At 60.3% G+C, this 23,186-nt stretch carries 17 protein-coding genes and 1 tRNA gene; 6 read left to right on the forward strand and 12 right to left on the reverse strand.

Annotated elements, in window-relative coordinates; translation table 11 throughout:
• Nucleotides 1-10: 10 nt before the first annotated feature.
• The 7 genes from ABJF10_RS02685 to ABJF10_RS02715 form a co-directional block, all read right to left on the reverse strand.
• Complete coding sequence (locus tag ABJF10_RS02685) at nucleotides 11-529, reverse strand: protease inhibitor I42 family protein (protein ID WP_348542973.1); 519 nt, start codon at nucleotides 527-529, stop codon at nucleotides 11-13.
• 107 nt (nucleotides 530-636) lie between these two features.
• Entirely contained in the window at nucleotides 637-2,133 is a 1,497-nt protein-coding gene (locus ABJF10_RS02690) for a DUF1501 domain-containing protein (protein ID WP_348542974.1), read from the reverse strand.
• 10 nt (nucleotides 2,134-2,143) lie between these two features.
• Complete coding sequence (locus ABJF10_RS02695; protein ID WP_348542975.1) at nucleotides 2,144-4,909, reverse strand: DUF1549 domain-containing protein; 2,766 nt, start codon at nucleotides 4,907-4,909, stop codon at nucleotides 2,144-2,146.
• 94 nt (nucleotides 4,910-5,003) lie between these two features.
• Nucleotides 5,004-5,969 (reverse strand): peptidyl-alpha-hydroxyglycine alpha-amidating lyase family protein, encoded by a 966-nt coding sequence (locus tag ABJF10_RS02700; RefSeq protein WP_348542976.1) that lies wholly within the window; start codon nucleotides 5,967-5,969, stop codon nucleotides 5,004-5,006.
• Between the two features lie 4 nt (nucleotides 5,970-5,973).
• A complete protein-coding gene (locus tag ABJF10_RS02705; RefSeq protein ID WP_348542977.1) occupies nucleotides 5,974-7,899 on the reverse strand; it encodes a prolyl oligopeptidase family serine peptidase in 1,926 nt (641 codons plus the stop codon).
• Nucleotides 7,900-8,243: 344 nt separating this feature from the next.
• Nucleotides 8,244-8,320: transfer RNA gene (locus ABJF10_RS02710), tRNA-Pro, on the reverse strand.
• Nucleotides 8,321-8,479: 159 nt separating this feature from the next.
• The gene (locus tag ABJF10_RS02715; RefSeq protein WP_348542989.1) at nucleotides 8,480-8,941 is read right to left on the reverse strand and encodes a hypothetical protein; all 462 of its coding nucleotides are present in this window, start codon (nucleotides 8,939-8,941) and stop codon (nucleotides 8,480-8,482) included.
• On the opposite strand from ABJF10_RS02715, the gene ABJF10_RS02720 reads away from it, so the two are divergent.
• Nucleotides 8,891-9,442 (forward strand): tyrosine-type recombinase/integrase, encoded by a 552-nt coding sequence (locus ABJF10_RS02720; protein ID WP_348542988.1) that lies wholly within the window; start codon nucleotides 8,891-8,893, stop codon nucleotides 9,440-9,442. The genes ABJF10_RS02715 and ABJF10_RS02720 overlap by 51 nt on opposite strands.
• A 1,818-nt stretch (nucleotides 9,443-11,260) precedes the next feature.
• Here ABJF10_RS02720 and ABJF10_RS02725 read toward each other — a convergent pair.
• The gene (locus ABJF10_RS02725) at nucleotides 11,261-11,794 is read right to left on the reverse strand and encodes a hypothetical protein (RefSeq protein WP_348542978.1); all 534 of its coding nucleotides are present in this window, start codon (nucleotides 11,792-11,794) and stop codon (nucleotides 11,261-11,263) included.
• Nucleotides 11,794-12,951, reverse strand: a complete 1,158-nt coding sequence (locus tag ABJF10_RS02730; protein ID WP_348542979.1) for a GYF domain-containing protein — start codon at nucleotides 12,949-12,951, stop codon at nucleotides 11,794-11,796. Before ABJF10_RS02730 ends, ABJF10_RS02725 begins: the two co-directional genes overlap by 1 nt.
• Nucleotides 12,952-13,008: 57 nt before the next feature.
• Here ABJF10_RS02730 and ABJF10_RS02735 point away from each other — a divergent pair, with 57 nt between their 5' ends.
• Complete coding sequence (locus ABJF10_RS02735) at nucleotides 13,009-13,242, forward strand: helix-turn-helix transcriptional regulator (protein ID WP_348542980.1); 234 nt, start codon at nucleotides 13,009-13,011, stop codon at nucleotides 13,240-13,242.
• Between the two features lie 91 nt (nucleotides 13,243-13,333).
• Nucleotides 13,334-13,606: a hypothetical protein gene (locus tag ABJF10_RS02740; protein ID WP_348542981.1), complete on the forward strand. Its 273-nt coding sequence runs from the start codon at nucleotides 13,334-13,336 to the stop codon at nucleotides 13,604-13,606.
• Here ABJF10_RS02740 and ABJF10_RS02745 read toward each other — a convergent pair.
• On the reverse strand, nucleotides 13,603-14,133 hold the full coding sequence (locus ABJF10_RS02745) for a hypothetical protein (protein ID WP_348542982.1): 531 nt from the start codon (nucleotides 14,131-14,133) through the stop codon (nucleotides 13,603-13,605). The two genes, ABJF10_RS02740 and ABJF10_RS02745, sit on opposite strands and share 4 nt — an antisense overlap.
• Before the next feature lie 360 nt (nucleotides 14,134-14,493).
• On the opposite strand from ABJF10_RS02745, the gene ABJF10_RS02750 reads away from it, so the two are divergent.
• The 3 genes from ABJF10_RS02750 (at nucleotide 14,494) to ABJF10_RS02760 (ending at nucleotide 18,984) form a co-directional block, all read left to right on the forward strand.
• A complete protein-coding gene (locus ABJF10_RS02750) occupies nucleotides 14,494-15,171 on the forward strand; it encodes a recombinase family protein (protein WP_348542983.1) in 678 nt (225 codons plus the stop codon).
• A 481-nt stretch (nucleotides 15,172-15,652) separates the two neighbouring features.
• Nucleotides 15,653-17,599, forward strand: coding sequence for a DUF1592 domain-containing protein (locus ABJF10_RS02755; protein WP_348542984.1), 1,947 nt, complete (start codon nucleotides 15,653-15,655; stop codon nucleotides 17,597-17,599).
• Complete coding sequence (locus ABJF10_RS02760) at nucleotides 17,596-18,984, forward strand: DUF1552 domain-containing protein (RefSeq protein WP_348542985.1); 1,389 nt, start codon at nucleotides 17,596-17,598, stop codon at nucleotides 18,982-18,984. The genes ABJF10_RS02755 and ABJF10_RS02760 overlap by 4 nt, the downstream gene beginning before the upstream one ends.
• On the opposite strand, the gene ABJF10_RS02765 is transcribed toward ABJF10_RS02760, so the two are convergent.
• Together ABJF10_RS02765 and deoC are read right to left on the reverse strand one after the other, a co-directional pair.
• Entirely contained in the window at nucleotides 18,981-22,178 is a 3,198-nt protein-coding gene (locus ABJF10_RS02765; protein ID WP_348542986.1) for a CHASE domain-containing protein, read from the reverse strand. The two genes, ABJF10_RS02760 and ABJF10_RS02765, sit on opposite strands and share 4 nt — an antisense overlap.
• A 62-nt stretch (nucleotides 22,179-22,240) precedes the next feature.
• Nucleotides 22,241-23,017, reverse strand: a complete 777-nt coding sequence (gene deoC / locus ABJF10_RS02770) for a deoxyribose-phosphate aldolase (RefSeq protein ID WP_348542987.1) — start codon at nucleotides 23,015-23,017, stop codon at nucleotides 22,241-22,243.
• Between the last annotated feature and the right edge of the window lie 169 nt (nucleotides 23,018-23,186).

The following is a 23,186-nucleotide window of genomic DNA, read 5'->3' on the forward strand; positions in this document are numbered from 1 at the left end:
CCCTTCGCGATCAGGCTTTCTTCGGCGCTTTCTTCGAAGTCTTCGCCGCCTTCTTTTCCGGAGCCTTCATTTCGTCGGCAACGGAGGCGATGAAATCGAAGTTCGGGTTGCTGCCCGCCACCGGCGTCTCACGCAGGTTGCCGTACCACATCTTCACCTCCACATCCCCAGGGCCGACCGTCTCAAAGACCCACTTCTCCTGGCCACGGCCCTCGGCCGTAGTTGGCGGCATGAAGTCCTCCTTGACCAGCTTGAGCACCGTGGGGTCGGGAATCTCCGAGAGACGCCACGAGTAGCCGTCTTTCTGCGCGGAATCGAGCGTCACGGTCAGGGTGCCATTTTTGTAGATATTGACGACCTGTCCCTTGTCCTTTTCCGAAACCACTGCCGCCGCGGTCGCCGGAGCTGTCGGCCCCGAGGCCACGGGTGCGAGGCCCGTTGAGCCGGTGGCGGAGAGTTTCTTGCCCTGTGGAGCGCAGGCAACGGCCCCAAGCAGGATGCAACTGAATGCGATGAATGTAGCCTTCATAGTATTTGGAGATGATTTAACTAACAATGGATGTTGGGGGCGCTTACCCCCTTCAAGTCAAGTCGAAATTGCAAGCGCCGCTGGACGCCTAATATTCACGTTTGTCGTCAGGCGCGGGCGAAGAGCGGCATGACGGGGCGGCCCTTGCCATCTTTGGTCACGTAAAAGGGGCGCTCCTCGATGGTATAGCTGAGCTTCGGGGAGATGCCGACCGCCCGGTAGATGGACGCGTGGAGGTCAGTGATGCTCACCGGATCGCGCACCGTCTTGCAGGGGCGCTCGTCCGCCGTGGCGCCATGGACATAGCCACGCTTCATGCCCCCGCCCCAGAGCAGCACCGAGCCGGCCTCGGTGAAATGGCGGTGCATGCCGTAGTATTTCAACTCGTCGATGCGATCGGGCACCCGGGCTTGGGCGCGCACCTGCACGCCTTCCTTGCCCTCGATCATCATGTCGCGCGAAAACTCGCTCGCGAGGACGACCAGCGTGCGGTCGAGCAGCCCGCGCTCTTCCAGGTCGCGGATGAGCTGGGCGATCGGCGCGTCGATCATCTTCTTCATGTTCACCAGCCGCGTGTGGCCGTTCTCGTGCGTGTCCCAGTTGAGGAAAGGAATGTACTCGGTGGTGACTTCGATGAACCGCGCGCCCGCTTCCGCCAGCCGTCGGGCCAGCAGGCAGCCGAGACCGAAACGCCCGACGGTTGCCGCCTCGTAATCGCCATCGCGATTCTGTTTCGCGGAATCGATCTTCGCCGGGTCGAAGCCCGCGGGCACATACCTGGCGAGGCTCGCAGGCGGTTCGAGCGTGAGGTCGAAGGCCTTGGCCGAGGGCGAAGCCAGCAGCCGGTGCGCATTGTCCATCGAGCGCAGAAACGACTCGCGTTGATACTCGCTGCCCACCGTGCCAATCGGGCTGGCGTCGAGCAGCCGGCGATAAAAGCGATCGCGGTTTTCGAAACGACCCGGCGTCATGCCAGCCGGCGGGCGGACCGCGCGGGCCGCATCGTGAGGGAAGGGAATATTGAAAGGCCCAAATTCACTACCGAGAAAGCCCGCCGTGGTGAAAGACTTCAGTTCCTCGCCTTCGCCGAGATCGAAGCGCTGGCCTATATTGATGAAAGGCGGCACTGCCGGATCGCGTGGCCCGAGCGCCTTGGCGATGAAACCGCCGAGATGCGGCGCGGCCACGCTCTGCGGCGGCACATAGCCGGTGTGCCAGGTGAACTGGTGCCGCGAGTGCAGGATGAAGCCGAGATCCTCCGCCATCGCCGTGCGAATGAGCGTGCCCCGGTCCATGACGCTCGCCATCTGCTCCAGCCCCTCGGAAAACCGCACGCCATCGACCGCCGTCGGGATGCTCGGGAAGGTGGACAGCACGCCGTTCGATTCCATGCCCTTTTCAAAAGGCGCGTAGCGTTTCGGGTCGAACGTCTCGGTATGGGCCATGCCCCCGGCCATCCACAACACGATCACACAATCGGCCGTCGGGACGATCTTCTCCTCCGGCTCGGCGAACAGGCGCGGCGCGCCTGCGGTGAGGGCACCCAGCGTGGCGGCGGAAGCGGTCTTGAGAAAGTCGCGGCGGCTATGGGGACGGTAGGGCATGAGCGGGGCGTTAGTTGATCAATTGAAACTCCGGCAGGTTGACGATGGCCCAGAGGAAATCGGCGATGTTGTCGGTGGTCGGAGTGTGGCCCAGCATGGCGACGGCGATCTCGCGTTCGTCGGGACTTGGCGGACGGCTGAAGGCGAAACGGTAGATACGGTCGGTCCAGGCATGCACATCGCGCGCCGCCTCGGGGGCGAATTTGGCGGCGGCCTTGTGCAGGCGGGCGTCGAGGGTCGAGCCGTTGGTCAGCTCCAGGGCCTGCAAGGTCGTGGCCGCGGTGGAGCGGACGGGAATGACGACCTCGCGGTTCGGGCGGTCGAGCGCGACTTGCAAGGGATCGGATGCCAGCAGCGCAGCCCGGATATGACCGGGCTGGGCCACCGTGCTGATGATCGGGACCAGTTGCGAACCGAGTTCAACCGGCAGGTTCGCGAAGTCGTTGCGATGGATGGGTTCGAGTGACGGGCCTTCGTCGACGGGAGTGACACCGACTGGCAACGCCTCGGCGTGGGACCATTCAGCGTCGGCATAGTCGATCGCTCCCCAGCGTCCTTCCGGCGCCCGCCGGACACGCCAGGTGTCATCCGTGGTGATTTGCTGCGATGCGCCGCCACCCGCAGGCACGAGGCGGGCGTAGAAGGCGAGCCCACTGCGCGGGTTCAGGTGAATCAAGGAGCCGGGATACCTGGCGCGCTCGATATCATTCATCTGCTTCTCGGTATGACTGGAGACATCGACCACGATGACGTTGTCGCCGACCTTGAGCATGGGCAGGATGTCGAGCAGCGCGATGCGCCCGTTGCGGAATCCGTCGCGTTGCTTCGCTTTCACTTCCCGGCCGTTGACCTGCACTTGCCAGCTCTGGCTGACGAGTACCGCCGCGAGCGCTTCGGCCGGAACAGCATCGAGATGGAAGGATTTGCGGAAGACCACCCGGTGGCGATCCGTCTCGGGCAAAATCGGGCCGGCGGACGCCGCGCGCGGTTGCCCGGCGGCGGTGAGTTGCGCTTGCGCTGCGACCACGGCCGCGGTGGCGCGCTCGACCTCAGCCTTCAATTCCTCGGAAGGCGCACCGCCTTGGGCCGTCGTCGCCTCGTCGAGCTTTTTCTGCGCGGCAGCCGCGGTCTTCTGCGCTCCGGTGAGTGCGGCGTTCGCGGCCTTGATGGCGAGGCGTTGCGGACCAAGTTGCACCGGTTCGTCGGTCCAGATCCATTGCGGCACATTCAAGCCGGTGACGAGGTCGCCAGCGGTGAAATCGAACTCGAGCGACGATGGCAGGCGGACCCAGTCATCGGCGAGCGCGGTGAGGGCATCGGCAAATTGTTCGGCGTCGAGGCGGCGCGTCTGTGGACCGCGGAAAATGTATTCCTCCTTCTCGCGCGGCACTTCCACGGTGGGCGCCTGGTAGGCCCGGGAAGTGGCAATGATTTCCAGCGTGTGCTTCACGTCGTAGCCATGCGCGGCGAAATCCTCGGCGAGCCAGTCGAGCAGGTCGCGGTTCCAGGCGGGCTTTTCCATGTCGTCGAGCGGTTCGACGAGGCCACGCCCCAGCATCCGCTCCCACAAACGATTGACCAGGGTCCGCGAGAGGCGTCCGTCTTTCGGGCTGGTGATGATCTCCGCGAGGCGCTGGAGCCGCTCGGTCTTCGGCAAGGCCGGATCGAGCGTACCGACTTCGGAATACAGGAAGCGCGGGGCGGCGATCTTGCCCGTGGGCTTGTCGCAATGGATGAGCTCGAGTTTGTCGTCGGAGTAGGCCGCGGCCATGCCGTAGGCGTCGGCCAGCGACCAATCGTTGACGAAGCTGTCGTGGCAGCTCGCGCACTTGAGATTCACGCCGAGGAAAACCTGCGAGACGTTCTGCGCCGCCTGCATCGGCGGGAGCATGGAGGCGTTCACCGTGCCCCGCCAGATGATGCCCCGGGAAAAGCCTTCGCTGGCTTTTGTGGGATTGACCAGTTCGGCGACGAAACGGTTGTAGGGCAGGTTGTCGAGCAACGCGCGATAGAGCCAGCCGGAGATCTGCTTGCGCCCACCATCAATGAAACCGGTGCCCTTGTAGTCGTTGCGCAGCAGGTCATTCCAGAAGGTCAGCCAGTGGTCCGCGTAGTTGCGTTTGTCGTTGAGCAGTTGCCGGACGAGTTGCGTGCGCTTGTCAGGCGCCGGGTCGCGGAGGAAGGCATCCAGTTGCTCCGGCGTGGGAAGCAGACCGATGAGGTCGAGGTAAACACGGCGCGCGAAGATGCGATCCTCCACGGTCGCGGGATAGGCGATACCCTTTTCTGCAAAATAATTTGCGAGCAGATTGTCGATCGGATGCACGCTCGGTCGCTCCGCCAGCACGACTGGATGCGGCGTGAGATTCTGCGGCGGCGGCTTGGCGAAAGTGATGCCCGCAGGCCACGGTGCACCTTGATCGATCCAGGCGCGCAGCAGGCCGACCTGTTCCGGAGTCCAGCGCGTGCCTTTCTTGGGCATGATGCTGTCGGGATCGAGGCCGGCCACGAGTTCCACGATGTTGCTCTCTCCGCTTTTCCCGAGCACCGCCCCGGCGCCGTTATCACCGCCCTTCAGAAACACTTCGCGCGTCTCCAGGGAGAAGCCGCCCTTGTCCTTGCCCTTCGCGTGGCACTTGATGCACGCGGCCTCGAACAACGGCTTGATTTCCTTCTCGAAATCAACCGGGTGGGTGGCCGGCGGCGGCAACTTGGCGCTGGTCGCCGCCACCGCCACAGAGGCGAGCGCGAAGAACAACGGGGGGATTAGCTTCATTGATACTAGCTTAACCCAGAGCCGGCAAAAAGCTTGCCAACTTTTGACCCGACCCTCCTTCCACGCGACCTAATCGGCGAGAGAGATGAATTGTTCATGGATGGTGGGTGGGGATGAATTTTTGCACGCGCCGGCCTTTGCCTTCGGCGACATACACCGAGCCGTCATGCGCCACGGCGATATCGTGACCAAGTTGAAACTGCCCGGGCGACTTGCCATAGGAACCGAAGGTAGCCACCACGTTTCCATCAGGATCGAGTTCCACGGCTTTCGAGTGCTCGGGCTGCGCCGCGGATTGATCGCCGCCGTCGATGACGAAAACGTGTCCGTCCCCGGCGACGCTGACGCCGTAGGGACGCCCGATCTGCGGGCCTTTCCACTCGGCGAGAAACTTGCCCACCGGATCGAAAATTTGCAGCCGCGCATTACTGCGATCACACACGAAGACCCGTCCCCGCGCATCCACCGCGATGCCGTGCGGGAGATTGAATTTGCCCGGCTCGGCGCCCTTGCCGCCCCACTCAAATTGGTAGTGGCCCGCGGCGTCGAACTTTACCACGCGCGTGTTACGGTAGCCGTCGCTGACGTAAAACGAGCCGTCGGGCAGCACGGCGACATCGGTCGGAAGATTGAAGTGCGCCTGGTCCGTGCCGGGCTTGCCGCGCTCGCCGAGCGTGAGCAGGAGGCGTCCGTCGTGCGTGAATTTGAAGACCTGCTGCCGGCCGACGTCCGTGAGCCACACGTTGTCTTCGTGATCGAGAGTGAGCCCGTGGGGCATGATGAACTCGCCCCCACCCCATTCGGCGAGCAGCTTGCCGTTGCGCCCATCAAAGACGGTTACCGTCGGTTCGGCGATGGGTTCGTCGGGAAAGGGCGTAGTCCAGACGCGCGCGTTGCGATGGAAGACGAAGACGTCACCGTGCGCATCGACTCCGACGCCCGCGCACAAACCGAGAGATTGGCCCGCGGGCAGGGACGGCCAATCGCGAACGACTTCGTAGCGCTCTTCGGCGAAGACCGGAACGGCCAGCGCGCAGGCGAGCAGGAGAACGCGCCACATGGTATCAGCCGCCGGCCGCCAGCGCGCCCCACGGCTCAACTTGGCGCAGTTGTTTCGCCGCGAGCGCGCGGTAGCAATCGGGCAGATCGAATTTGGCCAGCACACCCGGCACGAAGCACGACAGCGGCCAGCGGTATTCCTCGGACTCCGCCACATCGCTGTAGCTGGTCAACGCGTTCTTGAGCGTGACCTGCTGCACGCCGTCCCCCAGCAGCGCGCCAAACGCCGCGGGAATGGCGCCCCAACCTTTGCCCACGAGATGGATTTCCTCATGACCGTTCGCCCGCAGCCAATCGAGCACGCGCAGGACATCGTGGGTCTTCTGCCCGGCGTAAGGGCGATCGAGCATGATGGAGTGGATCGCGTAAAAGTAGTCGCTTCCATAGGGAGTGAGGAAGGAGTTGGCGCCGCAGGTATCCGGCTGCGATTCGCCGATGCCGCGCACGTCGCACGCGAACACCGCGGACTCCGGCTCCGCCGCGATGAGTTGCGGGATCAACGGCTCGGTGCGCAACTCGGCATCGGCCGATTGATGCGCAACGTAGAGCAGGGCGCGTTTCGCCCCGCGGGGCGGACGCGATAACAGCGACCCGTCGTCCAGCCGATACACGAGCGCGAAGATTCCCGGCTCCGTTTCCACGGCGTAAGTCGCCGAGAATTTCTTCGGGTATCGCCGGGCGCTCGACGGACGGAGAATGCGATACTCCGGAACGCCCTGGCGGGCCGGCAGCCGCAGGGTCTCACGCACGACGTTTTTCAGCGCGTCGCCTTCAAGCGCGACGCGCTTCTGCTTCAACTCCTGCGAATGTTCCCGGGTGAAGGAAAAGACCGTGCGCGGCTTGAGCTCCGCGACCTGACCGTGCGGAGTACACCACAGTGTCTCGTCGTTCTCCATGGTGAGCGCCGGCTCGGTTTGTGCGTCGGAGATTTTCGTGACGTGATTGAACCAACGATACATCGCTTCGCGGTTTTCCTGCGTGTAGCCGTGATACGTCGGCCCGCGGAAAAGGCTGATGTTTTCTTCCGCGCCGAGCAACCGGTAGAACTGCTGAAGCCGCCCGTAGGCTTCCTCGGTCCCACGGGTGTCGAAGAAATCCTTCTCTTTGGTCAGCAACACGGCGGGCTTCGGAGCCATCGCGGCGATAAAGTCGGAATGATCGAGCCCGAGGGCAAGCACCCGCGGCGGGCATTGCTCGGTGTCGGCAGGAAGTTCATTCTCGAGGTTGCGCAGGAAAGTGGTCACGAAACAGCTCGGCGCGGCCATCGCCCAGCGGGGCTCCACGCCGCAGAGCCAGGTCGTCATCGTGCCGCCGCCGGAATTGCCGGTGATGCCCACTTGTTTTGCATCCACCTCGGGCCGCGTGAGCAGGTAGTCGAGCGCCCGGATGCCATCCCAAGCCCGCCACGCGCCGAAGAATTCACCGACGAGAAACTGCTGATTGCCCGCGTAAAGGTGCTCGCTCACGCCGCTGCCCCGGCGCGACTGGAACTGCTCGTTGGCATACTGCAAGCGCTCGCCCTGGCCGATGGGATCGTAGATGAGGCACACATAGCCGAGGCGCGCGAGCCCTTGGGCAAAGGACTGGTAGGCTTTCTCCGCCTTGCCATTCGTGGAGTGGCCGCAGCTCCCCACCACCCCGGGCCGCGGCAGCGCGCCACCCTTCGGGAGGTAGAGATTGGCCGTCACGGGAAAATCGGGACGACTGTCGAAAATCACCTTCTCGATCTTGTAGCTGTCGCGCTCCACCACGCCGGTGATCCGTGGATTGAGCGGCGTCTTTTCCGGCCACGGTCCAAAGCACTGCTGGATCTTCGCCCGCACGTCCCGCACGTACGCTTCCGCGTCGCTCTTCGAATGGAGCGCGGCGCGGCGCTCGTCGGCCAGTCGTTGCACATCGCGGACGCGCTCGACAAAGTACTCCTGCACCATTCGCGGAAAATGATTCAGCGGCGGGAGGTCTGATGCGGTTGCTACCTTCACATCAGCGGCCTGCGCGAAGGACCCGGCGCCACGGCTCCACGAAAATCCCGCGGCAGCCAAGCCGGCGAGTTTGAGAATTTCACGTCTCGATAAGACGGCGTCGGGCGCGGCGTGGGTCATCGTGTATGGGCGGAAGCGGGGGACTCGAACATCAACCAGCAGTTTTGTGCAGTATTGAAGTAACACCGACAGGTTCGACGATTCTTTGGCGCAACTTCGACAAAAAATTGCAAAACCCGGCAGAGACCTGACTACGGAGGGAACGTCGGCCGCGGGCGACCATTCCTTTATCGTGGTCGGGCTGGCGGGATTTGAACCCGCGGCCTCTTCGTCCCGAACGAAGCGCTCTACCAAGCTGAGCCACAGCCCGATTAACTGAATACCAACGACTTACGCCGATTTTCCGAGACGGTCAAAACCTAATTGCATACGCAAATCGCATACGGTAGATTGGAGGCGTATGCCAGCCCAACTTTGGACGACCGTTGCTGAAGGAATTGTTCGTTACGAACCATCGGGCTCGTTATTCTCACACTTCCGCTGCAACGGCAAGCCCCCAAAACGGAAATCTCTCAAGACCAAAGACCTTGCGACGGCAAAGCGATTGCTCGCACAGCGACGGCTTGAAGCCGAGAAGCCGAAGTTGCCGAACATCGGGCTGAAAGAATTGATCGAACGATACGAAAGGACGCTCTCCAAGTTCAGCAAATCGACGCGAGAGCGAGCCAACTGTTTTTGCAAGAAGATGCTCGCTGCGTTCGGAGACATCTCCGTTGCCGACTTGAAAAGCAGTGAAACCGAACACCATCTCAACAGTCGGATCGAAAACGGTGGCGCGAAGTCCAGCTACAATGAAGACCTCCGATGCGCGCGAGACATTTTCGCCCTCGCGATTCGTGATGGGTTTCTCGTTCGCTCTCCCATCGCGCACGTGAAACAAATGAAACGGGACAAACCTCTGCGCGACACCCCGAGCGACGAAGAATTTCAAGCGATCCTCGAAACTGTTGGCTCCCAAAAGGATAACCGCGATGCCCAAGACTCCGTGGACTTTTTAAAGTTCATGGGTTTGGCTGGCGTGGGCAATAGCGAGGCGGCGGCGCTGAAGTGGAAACACGTCAATTTCGAGCGGAACGAAATCCGGCTTTACCGCAACAAGACAGACAAGGGGTTTGTAATCGACCTATATCCAGTCGTGCGACCCATGCTGAATGACCTTTGGGAAAGGAGCGACAAGAAACCCGAGAGCAATGTCTTTCGGATCAAGAGCGCGCGGAAAGCGCTCACCAATGCTTGCAAACGCCTCCAGCTTCCCCATTACACGCAGCGCAGCTTGCGGCGGATGTTCATTACGAAGTGCATCTATCTAAATGTCCCGCCCTCGACAATCGGCGCATGGCAGGGTCACAGCGATAACGGGCAGACGATCCTGAGATACTATGGGCAACTGATTGCCCGTTTGAACAGCGATCTTGCCAAACGGATCACTTGATCGAAGCGAACCGCTGTAGCTCGCCCAACGGGATCAAGAGCTTGCGGACGGATGGATGGCGTTTGATGAGCCCGCGCTTCACGAGACTGTAGAGAGTTTTTGGTTTGATCGAAAGAATTTCACAGGATTCCTTGCTGTTCAGGAGTAAGCGTTGCTGGAGCATACTTATTTGTAGGTAAATTTCTGTGTTCTTATAGGTCATTTCGATCCTTCGTGCTCGCGGACAGGGGCGCGAAGCCGAAAATGCTGCGGAAACGATTTTCGCTATAAACGCGAACTTTTTTGGGTATAACCAAGATTGGCGACAGCCACCGGGAGACCGTCCCGGCAAAGTTAAACGCACGCCGTAAGGCAATCAGAGCCCCACAAGGGGCAGCAGATGAGCGACTGCGACTCGAAAGAGTAATGCTGATTGTGCCACCAATGCGAGGGCGACAGAAATCCTCGTCTGGATGGCAAGGGATCGGTCTGTGCAGACGAGTTTTCATTTTTTTCTCTCGTCTTTAAACAACAAAAGTTTTTGGGGAGAAGTGCTCCTGAAAAGAGCACGCCTCTCTTACCTCCCTATCTTGCGCCGAACGGGGAGGTAAGGAGGGGTGTGCTCTTAATTATTTCAGGGAGAATAGAACTCCCTCCATCTTCCTAAGAGATTAGAAAGAGATTGATAGGGGGTGTTCCTTCCTAAAAAAGAGATCGGCGTAGGACAGGGGCATCGGATACAAGAGAACAGGAGCAAAGGCGACGCGGGAGCGATCATACTTTTGAATTCGCATCTCACATTAAAAAACTTTGATATGTAGCCCGCGCCTTTGGGAGATATTGATGGATCGCTTTCGAGATACCATTACCCGCTTTGCGCGAAACTTCGATGCGATGCTTTGACCCGTGCCGGTTTATGGATTCTTGGATAACCCTAGAAAACCAAAGTGGCTAGGGGGGAGTTGTATTCTATCTGCCCCGAGTTCTAAACCTTTCTTTCATTGATCTGAAACAAGAGCAGCGCGCTCTGGCGCGAGGCTCCTCTCTCCCCCTCTTTCCCTCCCCCAAGGAACTTGATGTCGAAGAGCCCGCTTCCGACGATGGGATCGACCGAGCGGGGCTACCTCTTGATTTTGGTTTACCGGTCGTTTTCGACCGGGATCATTTTGATGGACGCAACTGGCAAACGGGGTAAGCCATCCCCGGCACTGCAAGGAAATCTGATTGGTGGTGCGTAGTAGTGAGTCGGCGTTCTCGTCTGCTTGGTAATCATCTTCTTTAGGGCATCGGACCTTTGATCACCCTTTGGTAAGACCACGAGGAATTCATCGGAGTTGAGCAACCATTCGCTCGTGCGCCACCGAACTCGACCGGTCGCGGGGTCGGCAACGCAAAAATGAGTGGCTGATTCTCCGACGATAAGGATCGCGTGGGAATCCTGATATGTGGTTTCGTCCGAGCCTAGAACCGGGAGCCCTAGCTTGATCGCCCCTCTCACGTGATCTAAAGATCGCAGCTTCCGTGAGCCAGCGCCGCACAGTTTCCGCATGATCCGGGGAACTGATTGAAGCTCTGCCCCATTCGGTTTGCACCGCGTGAGTTGGATCGCCCGGCGATGTGCCATCCGCTGCCCGGTGTAATGCTCGTAGATCATTTGGAGGCAAGTTGCGACGCACGAATACGCAAAAGCCTGCTGCCGCACCCTGATCGGCAAACGCCGTCGTTGTAGGTGGCGTTTGCACGGGGCTCTATTTTCCTCAATCCTTTTGTCAGAGATCGGTGCTGCCGGGATTAGGCGTCGCCACCAGCGAAAAAGGCTGCTCAAAAAGCTTTCGGTTTTCATGCTCCGCGTTCGCTATGCCGCGCAAGCAGCCGCGCGTTGTAACGGCTGACGCCTGCCAGCGCCCGGAAGATGCTGACAACGTAAGTAATCGAAAACACGATCAGCGCGAATTCGGGTGTGCCCGCTTTGTTGTTCAGCATCACAAATGGAAGAATGCCAAAGAATAGGCAGACCAGCGCCGCGACCGGCGCAGAGTAGAACAAACCAAGGAAAGGGATGAAGAGCGCGAGGACCACGGCAACACCCTTGCTCTTCATCTGTGATTGGATCATCAGAACGTCGAGAGATCGGTCGGTCGGACTATCCGTAGCTGGTCTGGCGATCCTCAATCCCGAAACCGAGTAAAGCGGCTCCCACCTGTCGCTCCCCTCGTATGCAGCAGAATCAGCCGGGAGGAGTATCCCATCGTCCAGCATCCTTTGCACCTGCTCGACCGTGTAGGGACCGAGCTTAGTGCCGTCCCTGCGAACGGAGATCAGCACCGGGGCGGGGCTCTTACTTTTGGTAGTTTTTCGAGCTTGGCTGCTCATCAGCGGAGGAGAATTTTGACGGATTTATTGTCCTTACCGATAGCCTCAAAGTAGCGAGTCGCCCCAAGGGCATTTGGGCTTCCGTCCAGCTTGGCGAAGATGTAGGTGGCGTCGCTGTGCGTCAGCGCAACAACACACGGAACGTCGTTTTTCTTCGCTACGAAAATGGCATCGAACATGGTGAAAGCATCTCTCCACCGAAGGGACTTGCGTGAGATGTCAACCTGCCAAGCGACCCCTTTGGGGGGGTATGTCGGCTCGCCTTGGTCCGGTTGCATAGCAACGATTACGCGCGTCCCAACGTAGTCGGCGGGCATATCCGCAACCTCTTTCACGTCGGTCAGGTTAAGGGCTTTCCTGATCGCGACCAAAAGTTCGTCCTCCTGTTGGGGTGGTGCGGGTGTGGGCGCGTCGGTGGATTTTGGGCTGGTCAAGGCAGTCGTCGGCGTAACGGTCGGACCTTGGACGCTTTCAACGCCCGCTTTGTAACCGCGATAGGCGTCTGGCACGATCAACACCAGCACCCCGACTACCGCCCACCATAAATTGGTCCCGCCAGCACGACGAATGAACTCTTTTTGGGCTGCGCCCTCTCGGTATTTTTCCTTGATCGCTTTGATTCTGCGCTCTGCGTTGTGAAGATAGAGGCGGTCGCCGACAAGCCCCACCAATATCGCGAACGGCAATACATAGAGCGCCTTTAGGTTGCCTGCGAGGGGTAGAATCCGCCCGCCAATTAGGACCGAACCGCAGCTCGCAACGAACGCAACAGCCCCCTGCCAATACAGCCGACGATATAGAAACCAAAAACAGGACAGCAGGAAGACCCCCGCGTTGAAGGAAAAGCGCACGCTCCCGTTGTTCCAGACCTTGACGTAGTGCTTGTGGCGTCGTCCGGCAAACAAGGCGATGTCCTCCTCAATCACGGTGGCGACCGTGGATCGTTCCTGCCGGATCGGGCGGACGGCAGCGGGCTCCTCGGTCTTGGTGGCGCGTTGGAAGAGGTTCGGAACTTGGTAGAGCGGTCGCCATTCCTCTGCGCCCTCGATCCACACCAAATCCATTGGGAAAACAACACCCTTCCCCTGCATCTCGCGTAGCTGATCGGGGGAATACGGACCAAGTGTTTCGCCGTTTCGGCTGACGAAAATCTCCATAAAGTTTGAATACTATGGGCTGTAGCGACACTCGGTCAACGCCTTTACGGCGGGCGCGTGCTGAGAAAGGCGATTGCGAACACTCTGAAATTTCTTCGATCCGAGAGGGGTCTCTCGCAGGAGCAGCTTGGTTTGGAGGCGAAGTTGCACCGGACGTTTATTTCGCAAATCGAACGGGGTCTAAAACGTCCTACGGTCGAATCACTCTACGCCATCTGTCGGGTGCTCAAGATCACCCCTTCGGAGTTCCTTGCGCTGGTGGATGCGCGCCTCACGAAGCACACGCGATAGTGGGTCAAGGGGACAGGTGACGCGCCACGGCATTATGACAGAGGATTCCATCGCAGACGACCGGCGAAATGGGACAATCCAAACGCATCCAATGAAAACCAAACCCGAAGCCCCCAACCCCACGGCAAGCGCCGTGACCGCTCAGGAACTTCTGACCAAATTGGAAGCGCTGGCTACCGAGGCTTACAAAGTGGGGGAGCACGACTTCGCTTTTAGTCTTGCAGCATATTGCGGCGCGTTTGAACGCGGTTTGAGCGAGCAACTTGCCCACGCTATCTGTGATTTTTTCGGCGCGCGCACAAAAGCCGGGATATTGGCGCAAATTGCCGAGGAAGCTGCGCGTTCAGATGTGGCTAAGAACTAGCCGCGCGACTGGTCCCGGACGATCCAACCGTCGCCCGCGTCTCGGAACAGAGGCGCGGCACGGATATAAAATTGGATCAACTGTTTGGGTGTCATTGCATGGATCGCGTCAAGGTGAACGATGGGACAAGGCTTGCCGAATTGCGTCTCAACCCCGCATGCTTCAAGATCATCGGATAGCTGGCGGAACTTTCTCTTGCCGATACCCTGACCTTGAAAGGATGGATGGATGTGAAACACCGTCAACTTCGCAATCGTGGGCTCCGCTAATTGAAATCGGAAGAAGCCTTCCGTGAAGGGCAATTCGTAGCTGGTTTCCGGCATCTCCAACGTCGGCAGGATTCCAACGCCCCCTACGGGTCGCCGATACAAACATATCATCGTGACGAGGCGCAAACGGTGCCCAAGGTCGAGTAGGTTGTCGATAATTTTGCCGTGTCCATATCCGATTGGCTCGGAATGCTCTTCATCAACGCCAGTAAGTTCAAATTGGCGCTCAGACGTGACGGGAAGGTGCAACAGGTTCACGTCAACTTTTACACGGAATTCAGACCGCGAATCAGATCGCCGACAATTTTCCCCCGCTAGCGAACGGAAACGCCCCTAGAATCGCTTTGAGCAGCGCGACCGGGCTTATGGCTCCCCGCGATCCGCGTGCTCAGACGAGCGTCGGGCGGGGCTGCACGACATTCATCTAAATTTCTTTGGTTCATCTCGCCGACCTGCGAGGTCTTGGAGATCGTAGAGAATCAATACATCCACTCGACCCCCTAAAGGTGCGGGACGAGGCATTTGGAGGGCAGAGGTAGCGGGAACGAGCGGAAGCAAGGACAACAAATCTAGAGAATTATTGCTCGCATTCGACAGGGAATGCTCTACAGTAAAGGGATGAAACCAAAAAATGCGATTCCTGTTTTCGCGTATCTCCGCGTTTCCAGCAATGGACAGGTGAAGGGGCACGGCTTCCAGCGCCAAGGAGAGACGATTTCCGCCTTCGCGGCTGAGAACGGCTACACGGTCACGGAAACCTTTCGAGACGCCTTCACGGGCACCGAGGCGGATAGACCCGAATTCAACCGCATGGTTGCCGTGATTCTCGGCAATGGCATCAACACGATTTTGGTTGAGTCCCTAGATCGGCTGGCGCGAGACGTGATGGTTCAGTCTCTCTTGCTGGCAAAACTCGCGCAACACAGCATCACGCTCATCAACTGCGTCACGGGCGAAGATGTCACCGCTTCAATGAGCGAAGACCCGATGAGGAAAGCTCTCATCCAGATTCAGAGCGTTTTCAGCGAACTCGAAAAGTCCCGTCTCGTGAGCAAACTGCGGAGAGCGCGAGAGGCGAAGAAAGAGGCGACTGGCAAATGCGAGGGGCGCAAAGCCTACGGGGAGAAACCGGGAGAGCAGGAGACTATTGAACTGATGCGATCCCTTCGCCGCAAGCGGGAGGGCAAACGGTTGAGCTTCGCGAGAATCGCCGAAGAGTTGAACACGCGGCAAGTGCCCACGCGGACAGGCGCGCGGTGGCACACGACCACCGTGAAGAACATCCTCAAACGGTAGCGGGTTGCTGCCGTGCTGAGCCAAGCAATACGCGCGGAATCGCAGCGCGTGAAACTCGCGGCGGACCCACCCGCAATTATGACCAAAAGATGTGGAGCCCCGCCGCATACGAAATCGCATACGCGACGCCGGAAAATGGCGGTTTACTACGGCACGAAACGGCGCGGAGACCACAAATCATTCCGCGTGCAAATGCTTGGCACGCAATGAAAAGGAACGAGAGGTAACGAGACGGTCTATTTGCCAGTTCTTGTCCCGAACGAAGCGCTCTACCAAGCTGAGCCACAGCCCGTTAATTGAAGGGGCGGCACAGTAGGGGCGCCGGGATGGGGGGTCAAGCGAAAGGTTCAGCTCTTTCGGGCGCACAATCGGAGCAATGGGCCGTCCGCACTCGCCATCCTGCGTTGCCTCGCTTTTCTCCCTCTCATGGTGAACTCTTTCTAACGTCAAAGCGTCTTACGCGCTCTAGTTGATGATTATGATGACGATCCCCAGAACTTTTCGCGACGGCCTGCTTGCCCCGTTGCTTTTTGCTTCTGCGTTGTCGTTGGCGCCGGCTGGTCATGCGGAGTCGGGAAGTGACGCGGATCTCGCCGCGCTTCAGGCCGATGTTAAAAAGTCCTTTCGAGACAAAGTCACCCCCTTCGTCACGACCTACTGTACGGACTGCCACGGCGCCAAGAAGAGGAAGGGTCAAATCAACTTCCAGCCCGCGTTGAAGAACCCAGGCGACGCCAACTTCAGCAAACAGTGGAAGCAAGCGCTCGCCAACGTGAAGACCCACGACATGCCGCCGGACGAAACGGACAAGCAGCCGACGGACGAGGAGCGCCAGATGTTCACGGATTGGGTGGCCAAGGTAAAATTCCTCAGCCCAAAGGATTCCGGTCCTTTTGTGATCCGTCGTTTGACCAAGGTGGAGTACGGCAACACGCTGCACGATCTCTTTGGAGTGGATCCGGCGATCGTTCACGAATTGCCGGATGAAGTGTTCGGCGAGGGATATCTCAATACGCTGTCCCCTCTCCAGATGGAGCAGTATCTCGGGATCGCCAATGAGGTATTGGACCGGATTCTGGCCCCCAACGATGCGCCGCCCACGGATCTGCAAAAGCGTTTGTTTGGTGAACCGCCAGCGCCGGGGGCGGACGGTCAAGCAGCCGCGAGAAAGGTCGCCCGCTCGCTGGCCCGCAGCGCTTATCGCCGACCCGCGTCGGAAGCGGAACTGGATGTCCTGTTAAGCGTATTCGACTTGGGAAGGCAAAACAAACTCTCCTACCCGGCGGCCCTGAGCCTGATGCTCAAGGCAGTCCTCGTTTCTCCCCAATTCCTCTTTATCACGCCGGACGCAGAGGCTGAACCCGGTCGCGAGATTGTTCCCCTCGATGATTATCAACTCGCCTCCCGTTTATCGTACCTCTTGTGGGCCACCATGCCCGATGCGGAACTGTCCGCGTTGGCCGACAACGGGCAGCTCCACGAGCCAGCGGTGCTAAAGGCCCAGGTTCGGCGTTTGCTGGAAGATCCGCGCTCCCGGGCGTTGTTTGATGGTTTCGGAGCGCAATGGCTGGGCCTGGGGAATCTCGAGAGCAAAACTTTCGACACCGCGAAATTTCCCCAGATCACCAGCGAGATGCGCCTGGCGATGTATGACGAGGCCCGTCTGTTTTTTGAAAGCATCGTGCGCGAGAATCGGAGCGTCGTGAGTTTCGTGGATGCCGACTACACGTTCCTCAATGAGACCCTCGCCCCGATCTATGATCTGGAGAAGAGCATCACCGGACCACAGATGCGCAAGGTCCACCTCACCGACGCCAATCGCGGCGGGATTTTGGCGATGCCCGGTGTCCTGGCGACGACTTCCTTTCCCAACCGCACCAGCCCTGTCCGGCGCGGCGTGTGGGTGCTCGAACAAGTCCTCGGCGAAAACGTGCCCCCTGCCCCACCGAATGTTCCAGCCCTCGACAAACAGGACAAGAAGACCGTCGCCAATTTGACCCTGCGCCAGCGCACAGAATTGCACCGCACGAATGCCGTCTGTGCCAACTGCCACAAGATCCTCGATCCCATCGGATTTGGCCTGGAGAACTTCGACGCCATTGGGCGCTGGCGCGATCAGGACGATACTGGCGGGGCGATCGATGCGGCCGGTGAACTCCCGGGTGGTAAACACTTTGCGTCCCCCAAGGAACTGAAAACCATCATCGCCGCACGCCAGGATGATCTTGCTCGGACCCTGACGGAAAAACTGCTGGCCTACGCCCTCTGCCGTCAGCTCGAAGGCTATGATGAAATCGTCGTGGATCAGTTGACAGCATCGGTCGCCCGGGACGGCTACCGGATGCAGACGCTGATCACGGAAATCGTCACCAGCTATCCCTTCACCCATCGTCGCATCTCCGAACCCCTCACCTCCTCGTCCAAATGAAAAGTCACTTCTTGATTGATCGTCGCACCTGCCTGAAAGGGCTGGGCGCTGCTCTCGCTCTGCCCCTTTTGGAGACCATGGGCTGGGCAGACTCTTCCAAGGGAAAGGCGGTCAAACCGCCGGTGCGCCTCGGCTTCATGTACATGCCGCATGGGGTTATCATGGATCAATTCTGGCCTACAGATCAGGAGAGCTTTCTCTCGGCACCGCCGCCCGCTTTGGAATCGCTGAGCGGCGTGCTCGATCAATGCCTGCTCATGAGGGGCATCTCGGGCGTCCCGATCGCGCCGTTCAATGGTGCGCCCCATGCGCTCGAACTATCCACCTGGCTGACCGCGTCGCTGCCCGATTCGCACCAGCGCAATAAGATCAACATCGCGATCTCCGCCGATCAGATCGCCGCCAATTACGTGGGCGGTCTCACCTCATTACCGTCGTTGGAGCTGGCCACGATGCCGCAGACGCACAAGGAAAACCAGGAGGGCCTCAACGAGGGTTACTATTCGCACTGCAGCTTTCGCTCGGCCACTCAAGCTGTCCCCGCGGAGATCAACCCGCGCAGCGTCCTCAACCGGCTTTTCAAAAAAGCCGAGCCCGGCGGTCCTGACCGCAAGCCCGGCGCGGACGCCCTGGAACGGAGCATGTTGGATCTCGTCATCGGCGGCGCGAAAGACCTTCGCCGGACGTTGCCCCAGGACGACCAACACAAACTCGATGAGTACCTCGATAGCGTGCGTTCCGTGGAACGCCGCATCGCCGCCATCGAATACCGCCAAAAAGAGGCGGCGCTGGAAGCAGCCGGCGTCAGCGTCAGCAAGCGCCATGCTTCGGATTCCCCACCCCTGGAAATCAAAATCCCCCTCGGCGACAAACGCAGCGAGTACATGCAGGTCATGTGCGACCTCAACGTGCTGGCCTTCCAGACCGACACGACTCGCGTGAGCACCTACATCGGCTCCACCCCGAACGGCGTCTCCTATCCGGAACTCGGGTTCAAGGACGAACATCACTCCCAAACCCATCACAACAATCAACCCGACAAGGTCGACAAAGTTGCGAAGATCACCGCCTTCAACATCGCCCAATTCGCCTACATGATTAAGCGGATGGCCACCTTGCGCGAAGGAGACGGCACCCTGCTCGACAACTGCATCATGATGTGGGGCTCCGGCCTCGAGGACGGCAACAAACACGCCCGCGAGAACCTCCCCTTCATCGTCGCCGGACGCGGCGGCGGGACGATCAACACCGGACGATTCCTGACGGCCACCAGCGGCAATCAAGGAGACCTGCTCACCACCCTGCTAACCTGTGCCGGCGTTCCGCTGGATCGTCCCATTGGCATTGCGACCAAACAACTCAAGGAAATGACCGAGCGGCTTTAAGCACAAGGCTCCGCTCTTTCCGGGGTGCGGTCGCCGGCGAAGATGGCCTGGAGTTTGTTGTAGAGCGTCTCGGGCTTGAAGGGTTTCTGGATGAAGCCGGCGAGGCCTTTGCCGGCAAAACGCGTGATCGCGTCCTGCTCGTTGAAGCCGCTCATCAGGAGCACGCGCACCTCGGGATCGAGGCGGCGCAATTCGGTGAACGTGGCGTTGCCGTCGAGCTGCGGCATGGTGAGATCGAGGAGCACGCCGACGATTCGGGCGCCGTCGCGATGGAAGACTTCCAGCGCTTCGTGGCCGTGAGAGGCGAGCAGCACTTCGAAGCCGACTCTCTCCAGCATGCGCCGCGCAATCGCGCGGACCGTGTCTTCATCATCGACGACCAGCATCGTGCCGGAGCTGCGCCACAGGGGTGGGGCGGCCGGCGCATCCGGCGCGGCTTCCGCAGGACCGCCGGCGCAGGGCAGCAGCAGCTTGAACGTGGTGCCGCGACCCACTTCGGAATAGACCTTGAGCGCGCCGCTGTGGCCGCGAACGATGCCCAGCACCGCGGCGAGACCGAGACCGCGCCCAGTGAATTTGGTGGTGAAGAAGGGATCGAAAATCCGCTCGCGCGTTTCGCTGGTCATGCCGGTACCGTTGTCGCTCACCTCGAGGAAGACGTATGTGCCCTCGGGAATATTGGGCGAGAGGTAGGCCTCGGTGAGGTAGGCGCGATCGGCGTCCATCACGCCGGTGGCGACGCTGATTACGCCGCTCCTCTCCCCGATGGCCTCGGAGGCGTTGATGACGAGGTTCATGATGATCTGCCGGATCTGCGTGGCATCGGCGCTGATCGCCGGCAGATTTTCCGCGAGCGCGTATTTCAACACGCTGCTCTTGCTGATCGAGACCTGCAACAGGTCGGCAGTCTCGCGCACCACGGCGCTAAGATCGAGTTGCTGGACGATGAAGCGGCCCTTGCCGGAATAAGCGAGCATCTGCTTGCAAAGATCCGCCGCGCGCTGGGCGGCGATTTCCACTTGTTCGAGCGAAGGCTGGGCCGGCGAATTGGCCGGGATATCCATGCGCGCAAAGCTGGCGTTGCCGAGGATGCCGGTGAGGAGATTGTTGAAATCATGCGCGATGCCACCGGCGAGGATGCCGAGGCTCTCGAGCTTCTGCGATTCCTGGAGCTTGCGTTCCATGCGGTTGCGCTCCTCCTCGGCGAGGCGCTGGTGGGTGAGATCCATCACCGTGCCCAGCATGCGCACCGGCCTGCCTTGCGCATCGCGCAGCACCGCGCCGCGGGCCACGATCCAGCGCGTGGTGCCATCGGGCCGCATGATGCGCAGATCGTAATCGGTGCCCGTTTCGCCGGGGGTTTCGAGCGCATGACGAATGATGATGCCAACGCGTTCGCGATCCTCCGGGTAGAGGAAGCTCATATAGGTCGCGAGCGTGCCGTCGAACGTCCCCGGCTCGAGGCCAAACATGCGCTCCGTTTCCGGCGACCAGATGACACGTTGCGTCGCCAGGTCCCAGTCCCACGTGCCCAGGCTGGCGGCCGACACGGCCAGTTTCAGGCGGGTGGCCTGCTGGGTCTGCACTTCGGCTTCGCGCTTCCGCTCGGTAATATCGCGGCGTGTGCCCCAGACGCGCTTCAACAGGCCGTCCTCGACGATGCCCGTCTGGTTGTTGAGGTAGAACCGCGTGTTCCCATCCTGGTCCAACTCGCGGGTTTCCCACTCGATCATGCGATACCGGCTCTCGATAAACGCGCGGAGAAAAGCGGCGTTCTGCGGATCACTGCGCGGTGAAAAATCTTCCAGGGGCGCGCCGATCAACTGGTCGGAACGCTCGCGGCCGTAGATCCGGGCCATGACATCGTTGCACTCCGCGAGACGCCCATTGCGGTACATGAGATCGATCTGCTCGTCCGCCGGCAGATGCGTGGAGATCGGTGGCTCATGTTCGAAACACCAGATGCCTTCCGTGCTCTGCTCGACGAAAGCCCGATAGCGATCCTCGCTTTTGCGCAGGGCAAATTCGACGAGCTCGCGCCGGCGAATGTCTTCCCTTAATGTTTCCTGGGCGGTGTGCAATTCGGCGGTCCGCTCGGACACCTGGTGGCCGACGACCAGCGCCCGGCGCTGGATGTTGCGGACCAAAAAGGCCACGAGGCCTGTGATCAACAAGCCCACGACGAGCGCCGCATGGGGATAGGGCGTGACTTGCGCGGCGAGCCACGCCGGAGACGGACGAAAATAGACCGACCAATCCCGTCCGCCCACGCGCAGGGCCTCCGTGCGATGCAAGCCGCTGGTGAAGGTCGCCTCCCGGGAAGACGGAGTCCGGATGACGCCGTCGGCAAAGGAGATGAGGAATCGTTCCGAGTTGCCCGGCGTGGCATCGACGATCAAGGCCTCCACCGTCGGTTTCGCTGTATCCGTGAAGCTATTGGCCACCCAGTCGGTCAGGCGGAAGGTGCCTTCCGCATAACCCATAAGCCGCTGCCGCCGCTCGTCGACCGTCGCGGGCTCCCCGCCTTTGGTGTAGAGCGGCAGGAAGGAAGCCCAACCGTATTCCTGGCCCGTGGGTTCCCGCAGGGAGACGCGGCGCGTGGCGGAGATCGTCCCGGTATCGCGCGCCCGAAAGAGCACCTGCTGATGCGTGCCGCGGTAGCTGTCATAACCCAGGGATGCTTCGTTCCCTTCCCGGGGATCGACGTAGAGGACGGCCGCGTACTCCTCGTAGTCCGCGGCGCGCACATTGGCGGTGCGCGCCTTGTTGCGTTCGATGATTTTGTAGTCGGGAGACACTTTCTCGTGCGCGCCGGCTTCGAAAGCCGCACGCTCCTCCGCCTTGATTCTCGGCACCCATTCCAACTGCTGCACGCCGGGATGTCTCTTGCGCAAATCTTCGGCCGTCCGCCGAAATTCCGCATAGGTGACATCGGCGTTCGACTCGAAGAGATCGCGCAAAGTGTAAAGGCACTCCTCGGAGCGTTCGAGGTTGACGCGCAGGGCTTCCAGGTGACTGCGCGTGCGCCAGGCGAACTCCTGCTCGATCCGCTCCCGCTCGTTGCGGCGGATGAGAAAAAACGTGGACAGTGAAAGTCCGATGCCGAGCAACAGAATGCAAGCCAGCGGGAAAATCCGCATCGTCGCCGCCGACGATGCGTCCTCCTTGCTGACCGGATTTGCGGAAGCATTCACGTCGACTTTAATCAGCGATTGCTGTGCCGTTGCGACGGCGGATTACGCATGCGTAAGTTTACTTAATAGTTCCCCTGTAGGAGGGGTACGGAAGCGGAAATGGGTGCGCTAACTCCCCCGCTTTCAGCGCTTTGGCGTTGTCGATATTCATCCAAAATGAGCGCGGTTGCGCTGGTGCCGCAACGAGTGGCTCCCAAGTCGCGAGCCGCGATTAATCCATCGAGATTGCGCACGCCTCCAGATGCCTTGACCTGCACTTTGGACGAAGTATGAGCCCGCATGAGGGCGAGGTCGTGCGGCGTTGCGCCCACGGTATGGAAATGGCCATCCGCCTGGCGCACGAAGCCGAAGCCGGTGGAAGTCTTCACGAAATCGGCGCCGACCTGCTCACAGATTTCGCAGAGGCGAATCTTGGTCGCGTCCGCGGTCACGAAGTCCGTTTCGAAAATCACCTTGAGCAGTGCGCCGTGGCCGTGGGCCTCGCCGGTGATTTCACGCAACTCATTTTCCACGTAGGCCCAATCGCCGCCGAGCGCCCGGCCGACATTGATGACCACGTCGATCTCCACGGCACCCTCGCGACAAGCCTGCGCGGTTTCGAGGCGTTTAATTTCAGTGGTGTTGCTGCCGTGCGGAAAGCCGATCACCGTCCCGACCGCCACCTCGCTGCCGCGCAGCGCCTCGACGGCCAGTTGCACCGCGTAGGGCTTGATGCAAACGCTGGCGACGGCGTAGGTCCGCGCGAGTGCGCAGCCCGCGCGCAACTCGGCGTCGGTCATCGTCGGGTGCAGCAGCGCGTGGTCGATCATGCCCGCGAGTTCGGCGTAGGTGTATTTCATGGTTCAGATGGGCGGTGCGTCCGTGGTCTGCGGCAGGTTAATCGGCGGGGGGGCTTCGGGGGAAGCGGCCATTGAATTGCCATGTGCGCCTCCTTCGTCGCTCCCGTCCTCGTTCTCGTTCTCGTCCTCCTTCCCCTCGCCCGCCTCCGCGGCCCTTGTTGCCTCCACC

It is taken from the genome of Chthoniobacter sp., assembly GCF_040003245.1.
GTDB lineage: Bacteria > Verrucomicrobiota > Verrucomicrobiia > Chthoniobacterales > Chthoniobacteraceae > Chthoniobacter.